This is a genomic window from Actinoplanes sp. ATCC 53533 (genome assembly GCF_003947245.1).
In genome coordinates this window covers 1-16,627 of the sequence record NZ_QHHV01000109.1, presented here as the reverse complement: position 1 = coordinate 16,627, position 16,627 = coordinate 1, and the positions used below count along the sequence as shown (strand labels likewise).

8 protein-coding genes and 2 pseudogenes are annotated in these 16,627 nt (G+C 72.6%); 6 read left to right on the top strand and 4 right to left on the bottom strand.

Features of this window, described 5'->3' with window-relative positions:
• Window positions 1-38 precede the first annotated feature (38 nt).
• The 5 genes and pseudogenes from DMB66_RS32195 (at window position 39) to purE (ending at window position 6,730) form a co-directional block, all read left to right on the top strand.
• A complete protein-coding gene (locus DMB66_RS32195; RefSeq protein ID WP_125807888.1) occupies window positions 39-2,591 on the top strand; it encodes a bifunctional diguanylate cyclase/phosphodiesterase in 2,553 nt (850 codons plus the stop codon).
• 301 nt (window positions 2,592-2,892) lie between these two features.
• On the top strand, window positions 2,893-4,881 hold the full coding sequence (locus DMB66_RS32190) for a thioredoxin domain-containing protein (RefSeq protein ID WP_125807887.1): 1,989 nt from the start codon (window positions 2,893-2,895) through the stop codon (window positions 4,879-4,881).
• 131 nt (window positions 4,882-5,012) lie between these two features.
• Window positions 5,013-5,394, top strand: a pseudogene (locus tag DMB66_RS66085) (5-(carboxyamino)imidazole ribonucleotide synthase); the annotation flags it as partial.
• Window positions 5,373-6,236 carry a 5-(carboxyamino)imidazole ribonucleotide synthase gene (locus DMB66_RS32185; protein WP_370319614.1) on the top strand — a complete coding sequence of 288 codons (864 nt, stop codon included), beginning with the start codon at window positions 5,373-5,375 and terminating at the stop codon, window positions 6,234-6,236. The pseudogene DMB66_RS66085 and the gene DMB66_RS32185, both read left to right, overlap by 22 nt.
• Entirely contained in the window at window positions 6,233-6,730 is a 498-nt protein-coding gene (gene purE / locus DMB66_RS32180; protein WP_125807885.1) for a 5-(carboxyamino)imidazole ribonucleotide mutase, read from the top strand. Before DMB66_RS32185 ends, purE begins: the two co-directional genes overlap by 4 nt.
• Here purE and DMB66_RS32175 read toward each other — a convergent pair.
• The 3 genes from DMB66_RS32175 to DMB66_RS32165 form a co-directional block, all read right to left on the bottom strand.
• Window positions 6,664-7,299: a Uma2 family endonuclease gene (locus DMB66_RS32175; RefSeq protein WP_233624989.1), complete on the bottom strand. Its 636-nt coding sequence runs from the start codon at window positions 7,297-7,299 to the stop codon at window positions 6,664-6,666. The two genes, purE and DMB66_RS32175, sit on opposite strands and share 67 nt — an antisense overlap.
• Before the next feature lie 5 nt (window positions 7,300-7,304).
• A complete protein-coding gene (locus DMB66_RS32170; protein ID WP_125807884.1) occupies window positions 7,305-12,389 on the bottom strand; it encodes an SCO7613 C-terminal domain-containing membrane protein in 5,085 nt (1,694 codons plus the stop codon).
• A gap of 126 nt (window positions 12,390-12,515) precedes the next feature.
• Window positions 12,516-13,955, bottom strand: a complete 1,440-nt coding sequence (locus tag DMB66_RS32165) for a UDP-glucose/GDP-mannose dehydrogenase family protein (RefSeq protein WP_125807883.1) — start codon at window positions 13,953-13,955, stop codon at window positions 12,516-12,518.
• Window positions 13,956-14,129: 174 nt separating this feature from the next.
• Here DMB66_RS32165 and DMB66_RS32160 point away from each other — a divergent pair, with 174 nt between their 5' ends.
• Window positions 14,130-15,284: an acyl-CoA dehydrogenase family protein gene (locus tag DMB66_RS32160; RefSeq protein WP_125807882.1), complete on the top strand. Its 1,155-nt coding sequence runs from the start codon at window positions 14,130-14,132 to the stop codon at window positions 15,282-15,284.
• Between the two features lie 1,082 nt (window positions 15,285-16,366).
• On the opposite strand, the pseudogene DMB66_RS32155 reads toward DMB66_RS32160, so the two are convergent.
• Window positions 16,367-16,627 (bottom strand): annotated as a pseudogene (locus tag DMB66_RS32155) (IS630 family transposase); the annotation flags it as partial.

Below are 16,627 nucleotides of genomic sequence, written 5' to 3'. Positions count from 1 at the left end.
GTGCATCCGCCAGTGCTGCTGGTCAGCAGGGGGGTGGCATGACATCTCAGCCCATCTCCGCGGCCGAAGGCAGGCGTGAGCGGCCCCCCGCCAAGGGCGGTCCGGTGTCGCGACCCAAAGCCGGTCGGGTCCTTACCGCGATCGTCGTCGTGGCGGCCGCCGCGGTCGCCGTGCTCGGCATGATCCTCCCGCTGCGCCGGCCCGAGATCGTGTCGCTTTCCCCGGCTGGTGCAACCGGCGTGGCCGTCCTGCTCGTCGCCGCCGCCCAACTCGCGCGGCTGCGCTTCCGCGTCGGCCGCGGCACGGTCAGCGTCTCCTGGGGCGAGACGGCGTTCATCCTCGGCTTCGCCCTGGCGCCGCCGGGCTGGCTCCCCGCCGCGACGCTGCTCGGTGCCGTCGGCGCCTGGGTGGTCATCACCTGGCTCAACGACCAGCGGGTGGTGGCCGACCTGGTGCACCTGGCCGCCTCGCTGAGCCTGGGCGCGGCGGTGGCGACCGCTGTCACCTATGCCGTCACCGGGCCGTCCGCGCCCGTGGCCAGCGCCCGCGCCCAGGTCGGGCTCATCGCCGGCGCGTTCGCCTACCTGATCGTCACGCTCGGCCTCGCCGTGCTGACCCTCTCGCTGCACCGCGACGGCCCGCCCGCGAAGATCGCGGTGCGCGCCCTGCACGCCAAGCTGCCGATGTTCGTCGGCAACGTGCTGGTCGGGCTGCTCTCGCTGTTCGCCCTGATCAACCAGCCGCTGTGGCTGCTCGCCCTGCCGCCGTCGCTGTGGCTGCTGCAGCGCACCTACCGCTACCACCTGTGCGCCGAGGAGGAACGCCGGATCTGGGAGGCGTTCGCCCGCGCCACCCGCACCCTGGGCGGCCCCTCCGAGCTGGCCGTGGCGGCGGCCGGCCTGCGCGGGGCGCTGGACGTCTTCGGCGCCCGCCGCGTCGAGATCGAGGTCCTGCGGCGCGGCGGCAGCCCTCGCCGATATGCGGCCGACGGCGCTTCCCACGATCCGACCCCGGGCGCCGTGCCCGGTCCCGTGATCACCAGGGCCATGACCGTCGGTGGCACCGAGGTCGGTGAGCTGACCGTGTGGCTGACCGAGCCGACCCTGCCCGTCGCCCGTGACGAACTTGCCGTCTCCGCGTATGGCGACGCCCTCGCCGGTGCGTTGCATGATGCCGCGGCGCACGAGAGGCTGGCCCAGCTGGAAGAGAAAGTCGCCCACGACGGTGTGCACGACCCGTTGACCGGGCTGGCGAACAGGTCCGCGCTCCTCGCCGACGGCGACGCGCTGCTGCGCTCGTTCCACCGCGACCGGCAGGTCGGGCTGCTGCTGCTCGACCTCAACGACTTCCGTGAGGTCAACGGCACCCTCGGGCACCGCGCCGGCGACGAGATGCTGTGCACAGTGGCCGAACGCCTCACCGATCTGGCCCGCGAGCAGGAGCTGGTGGCCCGGCTCGGCGACGACGAGTTCGCCGTGCTGCTGCCCACCATCGCCACCCTCACCGACTCGGCGACGCCGTTGCACGAGGTGCCGAACCCGCTGCCCCGGGCCGTACGCCGGGCTCGTGAGCTGGTCGACCAGCTCGGCCTGCCGATGGAGATCGGCGGGGTGCGGCTGGTCACCGAGATCGCGGTCGGGGTGGCCGTCTCCAGCGCGGGCGGCACCGACCTGGCCGAGCTGATCCGGCGCGCCGGCATCGCCCTCGATCAGGCCAAGGAGCTGCACGTCGGGGTGGCCACGTACGACAGCGCGCGGGACGCCACGAGCACCGATCACCTGGCCCTGCCGGCCGAGTTGTACGACGCCCTCAGCACCGACGACCAACTCGTGCTCGCCCTGCAGCCCGAGGTCGACCTGCAGACCGGCGCGCCGACCGGCGTCGAGGCGCTGATCCGCTGGCAGCACCCCCGCCGCGGGATGCTGAGCCCGAACGACTTCATCGACACCATCGAGCACGGCGAGCTGCTCGCCCCGTTCACCCGCTATGTGCTCGACCACGCGCTGGCCGCCGCGGCGGACTGGGCCGGGCACGGCCTCGACCTGCCGGTCTCGGTCAACATGTCGGCCCGCAGCCTGCTCGACGCCACCCTGCCCGCCCAGGTCGCCGACGCGCTGCGCCGGCACCGGCTGGGCGCGGGCCGGCTGGTGCTGGAGATCACCGAGTCGGTGGCGGTCAGCGACCAGGAGGTGGTGGACGAGGTCATCGCCGCGCTGCGGGTCATGGGCGTGCAGATCTCGGTCGACGACTTCGGCACAGGTTTCTCGTCGCTGTCGTTCGTGACCCGGGTGACGGTGGACGAGCTCAAGGTCGACCGGTCCTTCGTCACCGACATGACCGACTCCGCGGCCGCCGCCGCGGTGGTCCGGGGCGCGGTGGAGCTGGGCGCCCGCCTGGGCGCGCGGGTGGTGGCCGAGGGCGTCGAGACCGCCGACCAGAGGGCCGCACTGCTGGCCCTGGGCTGCACTTCCGCGCAGGGCTACCACTTCAGCCGCCCGCTGCCCGCCGACAAGATCGTCGCGGCGCTCAACCAGCTCGCGCAGGCGGCGCCGCCGAAGGTCATTCCACTCCGCGTGGACGGCGCCTCCTGAGGCCTCCGGCCGGGTTAGGTTGGCTGCATGGCCCTCCGCGGCGCTTAGTCAGTCATTCGTAGTGCCCAGAGACTGGCGATCGGTACGGCGACGATCCGTTCGGCAAGCCGGAAGACGCGAGGGCCGATGTGGAGGACGATGCCGGCCGCGAACGTTGAGCCGACGCGCTCGGCGAACCATTCCAGGTGCCGAGCGTCGGCGATCGAGGGGGCGCTGGAGGGCAACGGCCTGGTCGACTCCGGCCAGTCCACGAAGGTTGGCAACGAGCCGGGTGCCCGTGGTGGCCGTGAGAGGGTGAGGCATGGCCAATCGTCTCGCTCGGGCGACCTCGCCCTACCTCCTGCAGCACAAGGACAACCCCGTGGACTGGTGGCCGTGGGGGAGCGACGCCTTTGCGGAAGCCAAGCGGCGAGACGTTCCGCTCTTGATCAGTGTGGGATATTCAAGCTGTCACTGGTGCCACGTGATGGCCCATGAGTCCTTCGAGGATGCCCAGGTGGCCCGGCTGGTCAACGACGGGTTCGTGGCGATCAAGGTGGACCGTGAGGAACGGCCCGACGTTGACGCCGTCTACATGACCGCCACCCAGGCCATGACCGGGCAGGGCGGCTGGCCGATGACGGTCTTCGCCACCCCGGCCGGCGAGCCGTTCTTCTGCGGGACGTACTTCCCGAAGAGCAACTTCACCCGCCTGCTCGACTCGGTGGCCACCGCCTGGCGCGACCAGCGCGACGCGGTGGTCACCCAGGGAACCGCGGTGGTCGAGGCGATCGGCGGCGCCCAGCTGGTCGGCGGCCCGACCGCGCCGATCTCGGCGGAGCTGCTCGACACGGCGGCGGATCTGCTGACCAAGGAGCACGATCGCTCGTACGGCGGCTTCGGCGGCGCCCCGAAGTTCCCGCCGCACATGAACCTGCAGTTCCTGCTGCGCCACCACCAGCGCACGGGCGCGGAGGGTGACCTGGAGATCGTCCGGCACACGGCCGAGCAGATGGCCCGCGGCGGCATCTACGACCAGCTCGCCGGCGGTTTCGCCCGCTATGCGGTGGACAACACGTGGACCGTGCCGCACTTCGAGAAGATGCTGTACGACAACGCCCTGCTGCTGCGCGTCTACACGCAGCTGTGGCGGCTGACCGACGACCCGTTCGTGCGGCGCGTCGCCGACGAGACGGCCGGCTTCCTGCTCCGGGACCTGGCCACCCCGGCGGGCGGGCTGGCCTCCGCACTGGACGCGGACACCGACGGCACCGAAGGGCTGACCTACGCCTGGACCCCCGCTCAGCTGATCGAGGCGCTGGGGGACGAGGACGGTGCCTGGGCGGCGGACCTGTTCCGGGTGACCACGAAGGGCACGTTCGAGCACGGCAGCAGCGTGCTCGTGCTGGCCCGCGACATCGACGCCGCGACGCCCGAACTGGTGACCCGCTGGCAGGCCGTACGATCCCGGCTGCTCGCGGCCCGGAGCCGGCGCCCGCAGCCGGCCCGCGACGACAAGGTGGTCGCCTCCTGGAACGGCCTGGCGATCACCGCCCTGGCCGAGTACGCCCAGCTCACCGGCGCGGACGGCGCGGCGGCGATCGAGCTGGCGACGGTGCTGGCCGATCGGCACATCGTGGACGGCCGGCTGCGCCGGGTCTCCCGCGACGGCGTGGTCGGTGAGCCGGCGGGCGTCCTGGAGGACTACGGCTGCGTGGCCGAGGCGTTCTGCGCGATCCACCAGCTCACCGGCGACGGGCGGTGGCTCACCCGGGCGGGCGACCTGCTGGACGTGGCGCTCGAACACTTCCCGACCGGGCAGGGCGGCTTCTTCGACACGGCCGACGACGCGGAGCGGCTGGTCACCCGGCCCGCGGACCCGACCGACAACGCGACGCCGTCGGGGCTGGCCGCGCTGTGCGCCGCGCTGGTCGCGTACGCGGCGCTGAGCGGCGAGACGCGCTACCGGGAGGCCGCGGACGCGGCGCTGGCGACGGTGGGCCCGCTGATCGGCGGGCACCCGCGCTTCGCCGGTTACTCGGCGGCGGTGGCGGAGGCGGTGCTGACCGGGCCGTACGAGATCGCGATCGTCACCGCCGACCCGGCGGGGGATCCGCTGGTGACGGCTGCCCACCGGCATGCCCCACCGGGAACCGTGGTGGTGGCCGGCGAGCCGGACCGCCCGGGCGTGCCCCTGCTGGCCGGGCGCCCGCTGATCGACGGCGGACCGGCGGCATACGTCTGCCGCGGCTTCGTCTGCGACCGGCCGGTGACAACGGTCGACGACCTGGTAGCCCTCCTGTCCGGCTGACCCCCGCCGAACGGCTTGCGGCCGGCATCGCGTGACCGTCGGTGGGCCGCTCGTGGCTCGCCGGGCGGCTGGTGTCGGGTGTTCGGGGCGCTTGGCGGGGTCAGGCCGGGGCTCGTTAGGCTGGCGGCGAGATGGATACCCGAACCGGTCTGCCTGTAGTCGGCATGGTGGGTGGCGGCCAGTTGGCCCGGATGACCCACCAGGCCGCGATAGCCCTCGGCCAGTCGTTGCGCGTGCTCTCCGAGTCGCCGGACGACAGCGCCGCCCTCGTCGCCGCCGATGTGCGGATCGGCACGCACACCGATCTGGCCGCTCTGCGCGAGTTCGCCAAGGGCTGCGACGCGGTCACCTTCGATCACGAGCACGTGCCCACCGAGCACATCGCCGCGCTCGCGGCCGAGGGCGTCAAGATCTACCCCGGCGCTGACGCGATCCGCTACGCGCAGGACAAGCGGCAGATGCGGGAACGGCTGACCGCGCTGGGCGCACCTGTGCCGCGCTGGCACCCGGTGACCTCAGCCGAGGACATCATCGCCTTCGCCGCCTCGGGTTCGGCCAGCTCCGCGTCCACAGCCGACGCCGGCGCTGCCTCGTCCGAGCGCGCGGCCGACGTGGCGCCGGGCGTGGGCTGGCCGGTGGTGGCCAAGGCGGTGCGTGGCGGATATGACGGTCGCGGGGTCTGGATGCTCGATGGTCCGGAGGCGGCGGCCGAGCTGGTCGCCACCGGCACCGAGCTGATCGTCGAGGAGCGGGTGCCGCTGCGGCGCGAGCTGGCCGCGCTGGTCGCCCGGTCGCCGTTCGGGCAGGTCGCGGCCTATCCCGTCGTCGAGACGGTGCAGCGGGACGGCATCTGCGTCGAGGTGCTCGCGCCCGCGCCCGGGCTCTCCGAGGCGCTGGCCGTCGAGGCCCAGCAGCTCGCCATCGACCTGGCCAACGCCCTCGGGGTGGTCGGCCTGCTCGCCGTGGAGCTCTTCGAGACCGCGTCCGGCATCGTCGTCAACGAGCTGGCCATGCGACCGCACAACTCGGGCCACTGGAGCATCGAGGGCGCGCGGACGTCGCAGTTCGAGCAGCACCTGCGGGCCGTGCTGGACTATCCGATGGGTGAGACCGCCCTGACCGCCCCGGCCGTGGTGATGGCCAACGTGCTCGGCGGCGAGCCGGGCGGGATGTCCATCGACGAGCGCCTGCACCACCTCTTCGCCGCCGACCCGGGCGCCCGCGTGCACCTCTACGGCAAGCAGGTCCGCCCGGGCCGCAAGATCGGCCACGTCACCGTGCTGGGCGACGACATGACCGCGGTCCGCGCCCGGGCGGCGCGCGCCGCCCGCTGGCTTCAGGAAGGCACGGAATGACACCCACCGTCGGCGTGATCATGGGCAGCGACTCGGACTGGTCGACGATGGAGGCGGCGGCGCTGGCCCTCGCCGAGTTCGAGGTCCCGTTCGAGGTCGGCGTCGTCTCGGCGCACCGCACGGTGAAGAAGATGGTCGACTACGCGACCTCGGCGGCGGACCGCGGCCTCAAGGTCATCATCACCGGCGCGGGCGGGGCGGCCCACCTGCCCGGCATGGTGGCGTCGATGACCCCGCTGCCCGTGATCGGCGTGCCGGTGCCGCTGAAATACCTGGACGGCATGGACTCGCTGCTGTCGATCGTGCAGATGCCGGCGGGCGTGCCGGTGGCGACGGTCTCGATCGGCGGGGCCCGGAACGCGGGCCTGCTGGCCGTCCGCATCCTGGCCGCCTCGGATCCGGTGCTGCTCAAGCGCATGCAGGCATTTCAGGCCAACCTGGAGCAGGTCGTCGCGGAGAAGGACGAGGCCCTGCGCGCCCGCCTGCTCGGCTGACTTTCCTCAGCCGCCGAGGTGGTGGTCGGCAGGTGTGGCGTCCGTAGCAACCACGCGAGCGGCATTTTGGCGGCGACCTCGTAGGTGTCGCCCGCGCCTAGCAGGTGCAGGGTCACCGTCTGAGCGACGTCGCGATCGACCATCCAGTAGCGCCGGATGCCGGCTCGCGCGTACTCGCGGAGCTTGACCAACTCGTCGATCGGCTTCGAGCCCGGCGACACGATCTCCACCACGAGGAGCAGGTCGGCAAGGGGCAGCCAAGTGCTGGGCGGCTGAGGCCGCGCCCAGACCGTGAGGTCCGGGATTCTTCCGCCCGAGCCCTCCGGGCCGGCGAGGCGGATTCCCGCGGCCTGCAGCAACTGCTCGGGTGGCCAACCGGCGATGGCCAGCCAGCCGACCAGCCTGCTGGCGACGGCAGCGTGCTCGGAGTCGGGCAGTGGCGTGACCGACAGCGCTCCCTCCGGGCTCAGCTCGAAACGATGGCCGTATTTGCTGGCGCGGTTCATGGCCGCCAAGTCGTCGAGGGTGACGACGGCGGGTAGGTGCACACCGATGCCGTTGGTTTCCATCCGGGTCAGCGCATGCGGACCAGGGCACCGCGGAGCCGCTCCTGGGTGCGGCGCCTGTTCTCGTTCGTGGCGCCCAGGAACAGCAGGATCACGCCCACCGGCACCAGGACCAGCCAGGGCCCGACCAGCGTCGTCGCGAAGTGGATCGCGGCGATCGCCGTCGCCGCCGCGCCGACCACCACCGGTGCCTGCTGTTGCAGGCGGGAGCCCACGATCAGGGTGGTCACCGCGCCCAGCAACAGCAGCAGTTCGCGCAGGTCGCCCGCGTCCGTGGCGATCACCAGGGCGATCGTCGGGACGAACGCCGCCAGCAGGGCCGGGCCGTACGCCGCCCAGCTGCTCAGGTCCGGGCGCTGCCGGGACTCCAGCACGCCCACCAGCAGGGCCAGGGCGGCGAACGGCAGCGTGTACGCCTCCGGCAGGGCCACGTCCGCGATGGCGATGAACAGCCAGATGCCGACGATCTCGAAGCCGACCGCCAGCCAGAACAGGTTGCGGCGCTGGTTCGGGGTGCGGCCCGGTCGGGTCGCCGTCAGGCCCAGCACCGCGCCCCACGCGGCGAGCAGGGCCGCGAGGTGTGCCGGCGAGTCGAAGGCCAGTGCGCCCGCGAGCAGCGCCGACGCGTAGCCGCTCCACTCCACCGTGGTCGCCTCGCGGCGGTATTCCGGCAGGCCGAGCCGGGGCAGCAGCGCCTCCAGCACCAGCAGCATCGCGCCCACCGTCAGCACGCCGAAGGCCGCCCACGCCGGGGTCAGCCCGGCCACGAGGGCGACGGTCAGCACGAACATCTGGCCCATCACCGCGGCGAACAGCCAGCCCAGGATGCGGGCGTGCTGGCTGCGGCCGCCGATCGCGCCGACCAGGCCGACGATGATGGCCATGCCGAGGGTGAAGAGCGTCAGCTGCCGGTCGGCGAGGCTGCCCGCCAGGCCGGCGCCGCCGGCCAGCAGGCCGATGACGAACACGATGTTGCGGGTCGTGCGCAGCAGCGCGGCCCGGGTGGCGACCGGCGGTGGGGTCAGCGCCAGCCCCAGCATCGAGATGGTGAAGACGATCAGGGCGGCCGTCGTCGAGCCGGGCCACCGTACGTTCAGGGCGATCGGGGCGATCAACAGGGTGATGGCCAGGCCGGGCAGGATCACCGGGACCGCCTCGGCCGGCTTGCCGCCGAAGCCCAGGGCGGCGAGCGCCGCGGCGACGGTCAGCAGCACGGCGGCGAGCACGCTGGTGCCGTCGACGTTGCCGGGCGCCGGGTTGGACAGCGCCGCGATCGGGCCGTCCCAGATCGCGCCGAGCTGCTGCAGCGGGTCGATGAGGGCCGCGCGCAGCGCCGGGGCGATGGAGAACAGCGCCAGGATCGTCGGCAGGGCGCCGACGACCACCGCGCCGGTCGCCGGGTCGACGAGCCAGCGGCCCTTCAGGCCGCTCGGCCGGATCGCCGTCCAGCGGGGGCGTACGTAGCCGCCGTCGCTCCAGTGGCGGCTCGGGGCGACGGTGAGGCCCGGCGCCGGGATGGCCCCGCGCAGCAGTTCCGCGACGACGCAGAGCAGGGCGGCCGCGGCCGCGTACAGGGCCGTGGGGTAGTCGCTGGGCAGCGAGGCGAGCGCGGTGATGGTGGCGCCGCCGACCAGGCCGACGGTGGCCCAGGGCAGATATTGCGGCACCCAGCGGCCGACCATCGCCAGCAGGGCCAGCGCGAGGCTGGAGCCGGCCAGCGCGGCGGTCAGCACCACCTGCGCGGTGTTGCCCTGGTCCGCCGCCACGGCCGCGAGCACACCGGGCGCGGCGAGCAGCGCCGCGGCGGTGCCGGCCCCGCCGATCTGGGCCCGGTGCCGGGGCATGCCGGTGTCGTCGAGCGCGAGGTTGATCACCTCGCTGCCGTCGGCCGTCTCGGCCCACCCCCGGCGCGCGCCCGGCGTCAGGTCGGCCCGCGACATCCAGGCGACCAGGATGCCGGTGAGCATGATCAGGCCCAGGGCGATCGCGGTGGACCACGGGTGGGCCAGCCCCGCACCGGCGGCGTGCAGGGCCACGACGGCGGCGACGACGACCCGGTCGATCGCGGCGCGCGGGTCCGTCGCGGCGACGGCGGCGATGCCGTACGCGAGGGTGACCGCCCCGCCGATCAGCAGCGGCGACCACCAGGGCAGGCCGAAGGCGGCCGGCGCGCCGACCGTGGCCAGCGCGACGCAGACCGAGCTGACGTCGTATCTGACCGGTCGGGGCAGCGCGGCGGAGGCGGCGGCCGCGGCGATCAGCAGGGCGACCGGGGCCTGCCAGGCGCCCTGCGGCGGGATCGTGGAGTACGCGGTGACGTCGGAGTGCCAGATCGGGCCCGGCGCCGCGATGATCCGCAGGGCGCTGGCGATCGCCTGCCAGCCGGCGATCGCCACCACGGCGAGACCGGCGACCCCGAGACCGCGGACCGGGCCCCGGCGCCACTCCTCGGGCAGCGCCCGCACGCCGAACGCCACGATCAGGACCACGACGGCGGCGACGGCGAGCGGGGCCTGCGGGAACGCCAGCGCGGCGACCCGGGCGAGCGCGCCGCAGATGGCCACGGTGGCCGCGGCGGCGGCGATGTCGGGGCCGTCGATCATCCGGTCGGCGCGCCGGCCGCTGTCGATCGACTTGGCGAAGAAGAGCAGGCCCGCGGCGGCCAGCAGGAGCGCGCCGACCCAGATGTCGGGCGCCTTGGCACCGGGGGAGAGCAGGGCGGCGAGCGCCATCGCGACCGCGCCCGCCCCGGCCCCGACGGTCAGCGGCAGGCTGATCTCGCGGCGGGCGACCTGGAAGACGGCCGCGTAGCTGAGCGTGCCGGCCACCGCGAGGAAGCCCAGCGCCAGCGCGGGCACGGTGACCGCCTCGGTGGGCGGCGGGCCGCCACCGGTGTCGTGGGTGGCGAGCACGGCCGTCACCACGGCACCCGGGATGGTCAATGCGGCCGCCCCGGCGGCCCAGTCGCCGATCAGCCACGCGTACAGGCGTACCGGGATCTGCCGGGCCGCGACCGCGACCATCACACCCGCGCCCGCCAGCGCGGTGAGCACCGCGGCGGTGAGCCACGACGCGCTCAGCGCGGCGGCGGCGCCGAACAGGCCGACCACCCCGGCCGCCGCGATGTGGGTGATCGCGATCCGCCGGGTCGGCGCGAGCAGGCCGGCCCCGCCGAGGCCGATGGCGGCGAGCACCAGCGGCCAGGGCGCCTCCGACCAGGGCAGGCTCAGCGAGGCGGGCACCGCCAGCGCGGTCAGCGCGACACCGACCACCGCGCCCTCGTGGCGATATTCGGTCGGGAGCGCGAGCGCGGCGGCGATGGTCAGCAGCAGGGCGCTGAAGGCGAGCAGCCAGCCGGACTGGCCCGCGGCCTCGGCCAGCCGGTCGGCGTACGCCGCGGTGTCCGCGTTCCAGACCGGGCGGGCGGCCTGCACCGGCGCGAACGCCGCGCGCAGCGCGTCCACGGCGACGAGCAGGCCGATCAGCGTGAGGGCGCAGGCCGAGGCGTACTGCGGGCCGCGCCGGACCTCATCGGGCACCATCCGGACGACGGCGCCGGTGATCGCGACCGCAGCCGCCGCGACGGCCAGGGTCCAGGCCGGTGAGGCCACGGCGGCGATGCGCGCGGCCGCCGCGATCACGGCGAGGGCGAGCACCCCGCCGGCGATGTTGCGGGCGGGGAGCTTGCCGACCAGCCACGCGGCGGCCGACACCGTCACCGCGGCCAGGATCAGGATCAGCCCGGAGCGCACCGCGTCGGGCACGGCGTCCGCGCCGAGCAGCGCTACGCCCGCGTACAGCAGGGCGCCCGCCGCCGCGACGCAGAGCAGGCTGAAGGTCAGTTCGCGCAGCCAGCCCGCCGAGGGCGGGCTGGCTGGCGGGGCCAGCGGGACGGAGCCGGCGGGCGGGGCACCGGCGGGGCGCGGACCGGGGAAGATCCGGGTCGGCAGCCACTTCCAGCGCCGCCGCCCGGTCAGCCCGTCGATGATCAGATCGGGCTCCTCCGGCAGCGACTCGGGCCGCGCCGGCGTGCCGGGCTCGTAGAAGGCCGGATCCGCCGGGTCGGCGTCGCGCACGGCGAAATCCGCCGCGCCGAGGTCGCGGGCGTCCGCCTCGGCCAGGCTCTCCCGGTCGGCCGCGACCGGCCGGCCGGCCGGCCAGCGCGGCAGCAGCCGGCCCTCGCTGATCACCGTGGTGAGCAGCAGCAGGTCGACCAGCGCGATGGCGCTCAGCGCGAGCGCCCAGCCGGCCGGGCTTTCGATCATCGGGTACGCGAGCAGCGGCGGCACCGGCTGCGCGGCCACCACGGTCGCGTACCGCGGCGCGGCGAGCCGGGTGATGCCGGCGTACAGGAAGGCGGCGACGGCGGTGACCAGCAGCGTCACCCCGAGGAAGACCGGGGCCGGCACCGCCGCGCCGCCGAGCGCGCGGTTGCCGTGCAGCGCGAACAGGGTCATCGGCAGCAGCACCAGCCCGACCGCCGCCAGGGTCTCGGCGGTGGAGGTGAGGCCGCGACGGGAGACGCTCGGCGCGACACCCAGCGCGATGGCCGTGAAGATCGCCAGAATCAGGGCGCGGCCCACCGCATTGGTGGTCGCACCCGCGAAGACGACGGCGGCGACGCCGAGCACCAGCGCGCTGAGGGCGAGCAAAATGTTTTGCACCGACTGGGAGGAAGTCTCGGGCGCGTGCCCGTGCGGGTGCGGCGGCTCGGGCTCGGGCGGCAGCGGGACGACCCGCGGGCGGCGCGGCGGGGGCGGCGGCTGCTCGGTGGGCGGTGGATCGTCGACCAGCACGGTCACCCCGTCGGTGGCCACGCCGGGCGGCTCCGTGTACGGAGTGCCGGGCTCGGCCCAGGACGGCGGCCCTTCGACCGGCCGCCGGCGCACCTTGCGAGCGGGCTTCGCGGCGCGCTTCTTCTGCTGGTTGGCATGCGCGAGGATGTCGCGCTGGAACTGCGCCGCCTGGATCTTGCTGGCGATCTGCGTGCGTTCCTTGGCGGCCGCCATGTCCCGAATCTTGAGGTCGGCGATCGACGCCTCGATGCGGGCGAGCTCCTCGTCGTAGCCGTCCGGCTCCTTAGCCTGCGCCACGGCACCTCCTCGACCCGTCTACCGAAGCAACCGACACCTCATTAGAACAGTCTCAGGCAGGCCGAGATCAATGGAAACGGCCGCGAACCCGGCAGGTTCGCGGCCGAAGGGTCATTTCGGCATGGGTCAGAGTGCCGGCGCGGGGCGGCCCATGCCCCGGTACTGCCAGCCGGCGCGGGCCCAGAGGACCGAGTCCAGGCAGTTCCGGCCGTCGATGACCCGCTTGCCGGCGACCAGTTCACCGAGCACGTGCGGGTCCGCGTTGCGGAAATCGGCCCACTCGGTGAGAACGCACACCAACTCCGCGCCGGTGACCGCGTCGGCCATCGAGTTCTCGTAGTGCAGGGCCGGCTGGGCGACGCGGGCGTTCTCCATGCCCTGCGGGTCGTACACGTGCACGTCGGCGCCGGCCTTGGCGAGCGCGGCGGCGACGGCCAGCGACGGCGCGTCCCGTACGTCATCGGAATTGGGCTTGAACGCGGCACCGAGCACCGCGATCCGGGTGCCGGACAGGTCCGGCCCGGCCGGGCCGGAACGGCGGTCGAGCAGCTCGGCGGCGAGCTGCAGCACCTTGCTGCGGCGGCGCAGGTTGATCAGGTCGACCTCGTGCAGGAAGCGCAGGGCCTCGCCGGCGCCGAGCTCCTGGGCGCGGGCCTGGAACGCGCGGATGTCCTTGGGCAGGCAGCCGCCGCCGAAGCCGACGCCCGCCTGCAGGAAGCGGTTGCCGATCCGCGGGTCGTAGCCGATGGCCCGGGCGAGCTGGGTGACGTCACCGCCGGCGACCTCGCAGACCTCGGCCATGGCGTTGATGAATGAGATCTTGGTGGCCAGGAAGGCGTTCGCGGCCACCTTGACCAGCTCGGCGGTGGCGAAGTCGGTCACCACCAGCGGCACCTCGCGGTCCTCGGTGGCGGCCAGGTCGAAGACGCCCTTGTGCGCGGCGTACAGCATGCCGTTGGCCCAGTCGGACTTGACGCCGACGACGATCCGGTTGGGCCGTAGCACGTCCTCGACGGCGAAGCCCTCCTGCAGGAACTCCGGCGACCAGGCCACCTCGACGCCCAGCTCCGGGTCGGTGTGCTTGGCGACGAGCTGCTCGATCCACTCCGCGGTGCCGACCGGGACGGTCGACTTGCCGACGATCAGGACCCGGCGGGTCAGGTGCCGCGCGAGGTTGGTCACCGACGTCTCGACGTACGACAGGTCGGCGCCCATGCCGTCCCCGCGCTGCGGGGTCCCGACGCAGATGAAGTGCACGTCGGCGAAGTCGGCGACCTCGGTGTACGAGGTGGTGAAGCGCAACCGGCCCGCGGCCAGGTTGTTCCGCAGCAACTCGTCGAGCCCGGCCTCGTGGAACGGCACCTGCCCGGCCGCCAGCTTGGCTATCTTGGCCTCGTCGACGTCGAAACCGAGGACCTCGTAGCCGAGCTCGGCGAAGCAGATCGCGTACGTCGCACCGAGATAGCCCGTGCCGAGGAAGGCCAGCCGGGGCCGGGCGGCCCCGGAGGACGGCTCGACCTCGGCGAAAGCGGGCACGGCCGGGTGGGTCGGGTACGGGATGGTCACGGGGAGAAACTCCACTCACACGGGGCGCGGGAGGGGGACCTGCGCCGAAACGTGGCATTCACCTTCTCATGACGGCGCTACCACGATCCGCGCGCCGTCCGCGGCGAAGGATAGTGCGCGTACCCTACGCGTCGGTAACATAGGCCGGGAGCCGCAGAGGAAAGGGCCACATCCATGTCTGATTTCGACGTTTACCAGCTGCCGGAGGATCACGAGACCATCCGCGCTGCCGTGCGTGAGGTCTGTGACGCCCGGGTGGCGCCCAACGCGGCCGAGGCCGACGAGAGCGGCGAGTTCCCCAAGGCCTCCTACGACGCCCTGCGGTCCTCGGACTTCCACGCGCCGCACATCCCGGCCGAGTACGGCGGCGCGGGCGCGGACGCCCTGGCCACCGCGATCGTGATCGAGGAGGTCGCCCGGGCCTGCGCGAGCTCGTCGCTGATCCCGGCGGTGAACAAGCTCGGCACGATGCCGCTGATCATCGCGGGCTCGGCGTCGCTCAAGGAGCGCTACCTGACCCCGGTCGCGGCCGGCGAGGCGATGTTCTCGTACTGCCTGTCGGAGCCGGAAGCCGGCAGCGACGCCGTCTCGATGTCGACCAGGGCGGTCCGCGACGGCGACTACTGGGTGCTCAACGGCGTGAAGCGCTGGATCACCAACGCCGGCGTCTCGGAGTACTACACGGTCTTCGCGGTCACCGACGCGGCCGCCCGGTCCCGGGGCATCTCGGCGTTCGTGGTGGAGAAATCCGACGAGGGCGTCAGCTTCGGCGCCCCGGAAAAGAAACTGGGCATCAAGGGCAGCCCGACCCGAGAGGTCTACTTCGACAACGTACGGATCCCGCTGGACCGGATGATCGGCGAAGAGGGCACCGGCTTCGCGACGGCGATGAAGACGCTGGACCACACCCGCGTGACGATCGCGGCGCAAGCGGTAGGAATCGCCCAGGGCGCGCTGGACTTCGCGAAGGGCTACGTCAAGGAGCGCAAGCAGTTCGGCAAGGCGGTCGCCGAATTCCAGGGCATCCAGTTCATGCTCGCCGACATGGGAATGAAACTGGAGGCGGCCCGGCAGCTGACGTACGTGGCGGCGGGCAAGAGCGAGCGCGGCGACGCGGACCTGACGTACTTCGGGGCGGCGGCGAAATGCTTCGCGTCGGACGCGGCAATGGAGATCACCACGGACGCGGTGCAACTGCTGGGCGGGTACGGCTACACCCGCGACTACCCGGTGGAACGAATGATGCGCGACGCCAAGATCACCCAGATCTACGAGGGCACGAACCAGGTGCAGCGCATCGTCATGGCCCGTCAGCTCCTGAAGGACTAAACGAGGCTGTTCTCGCAGCTCAGAGCGGGTGTGATCGAGTACATTCTCTCGGCCACCTTCGGTGTCCCAGTGACTGCGCTGCGTGTTATTTCGGTTGCTTGCGGTCGTTCTCGGGTGGCGCCCTAGCTAGTACGGCAGCCGTACTTCGTGATCATGGCCAAGGTGGCCGGGAACAGAGCGGCCACCGCGTGATCCTGAGTCTGTTGTGGACAAGACTTCAGATCTTGCGGTGGCCGCAGGTCACAGCGTAAACCCGGCACGGTGGCAGCAGGTCGGTGACCAGATGATCGCAGCGTTCGCGGGCCGGTTCGCCCGGGTGGAACCGCGGAAGGCTGTGGCGGGTTCGTCACCGAGCTGCTCGCAAACCTGGACATCAAGACGAGCTCGCAGTTCGGAACGACGATATGCATCTGGTGTGCTCCTCCCAAGGTTGCTTCACCAGCAAGGTCGATCCGCGCCGCTGTTTTGTGACAACCACAGTTCACGGCGGTGTCAACCGCCGAGCCGTTCCAGCCCGCCGAACTCGGGGTAGGTGGCCGTGACGTCGTTGCCGTTTGCGCGACAGCACCCGCACCCGGCCGCCGTCGACGTAGCTGACTGCGCGCACCCCCGTCCTTCTCCAGACTCCGGGTGTCTCATGAGGCATTCTGCGCGCCCGCGTAATCACCGGCCGAAGCTAGATCGGCAATTGCCACGCCACGATTGCTCAACCCGAGGGTGGGTTCGCGTCAGGTCAGATGCGGGTGAGAAGGCGTTTCGATGAGCCGGGTGTGGCCGACCAGGCGGCCAGTATGACTACGCAGGGGACTTGCCGACCGGCGTAGCGCAGGGCAAGGGCAACAACCACGATGTTGTCGGGTGGGCCGATCAGGGCGAGGAATTCGGAGATCAGATCGATGGGGCTTCGACCAGATCCCCCGCGAGATGATCGCCGGGATCTGCCCGGCGCGGGACTCGTGGTCTTCGCGTAGGCGGCACACGGTGGTGAAGCAGTCGGAGATGAACGCGGCGAGGGGTCACGCAGGGCGCCGGGTGGAGCGTCGAGCGAGCGCCAACACTAGTGTCGCGTGATTCTGGTTGTGTTACTTGGCGTTGTTGTCGACGAGTTGCCTGACACTGGCCTGCACCCAGCGGACCTTGGCCAGGATCTCGTCGGCGGTGGCGGTCCAGACGAACGGTTCCGGATCGGTGTTCCAGTGCTCGATGTAGGCGCGGATGCGGTGGATCAGGGCGTTGACCGAGGTGAACGTGCCCCGGCGGATGGCCTGCTTGGTGATGATCCCGAACCAGGTTTCGATCTGGTTGATCCACGACGATCCGACCGGGGTGAAGTGGAAGGTGAC

Excerpts from the sequence above, each read along its gene's own strand:
- DMB66_RS32195 (WP_125807888.1), top strand. The coding sequence starts at position 39 with ATGACATCTCAGCCCATCTCCGCGGCCGAAGGCAGGCGTGAGCGGCCC.
- DMB66_RS32190 (WP_125807887.1), top strand. The coding sequence starts at position 2,893 with ATGGCCAATCGTCTCGCTCGGGCGACCTCGCCCTACCTCCTGCAGCAC.
- purE (WP_125807885.1), top strand. The coding sequence starts at position 6,233 with ATGACACCCACCGTCGGCGTGATCATGGGCAGCGACTCGGACTGGTCG.
- DMB66_RS32175 (WP_233624989.1), bottom strand. The coding sequence starts at position 7,299 with ATGGAAACCAACGGCATCGGTGTGCACCTACCCGCCGTCGTCACCCTC.
- DMB66_RS32160 (WP_125807882.1), top strand. The coding sequence starts at position 14,130 with ATGTCTGATTTCGACGTTTACCAGCTGCCGGAGGATCACGAGACCATC.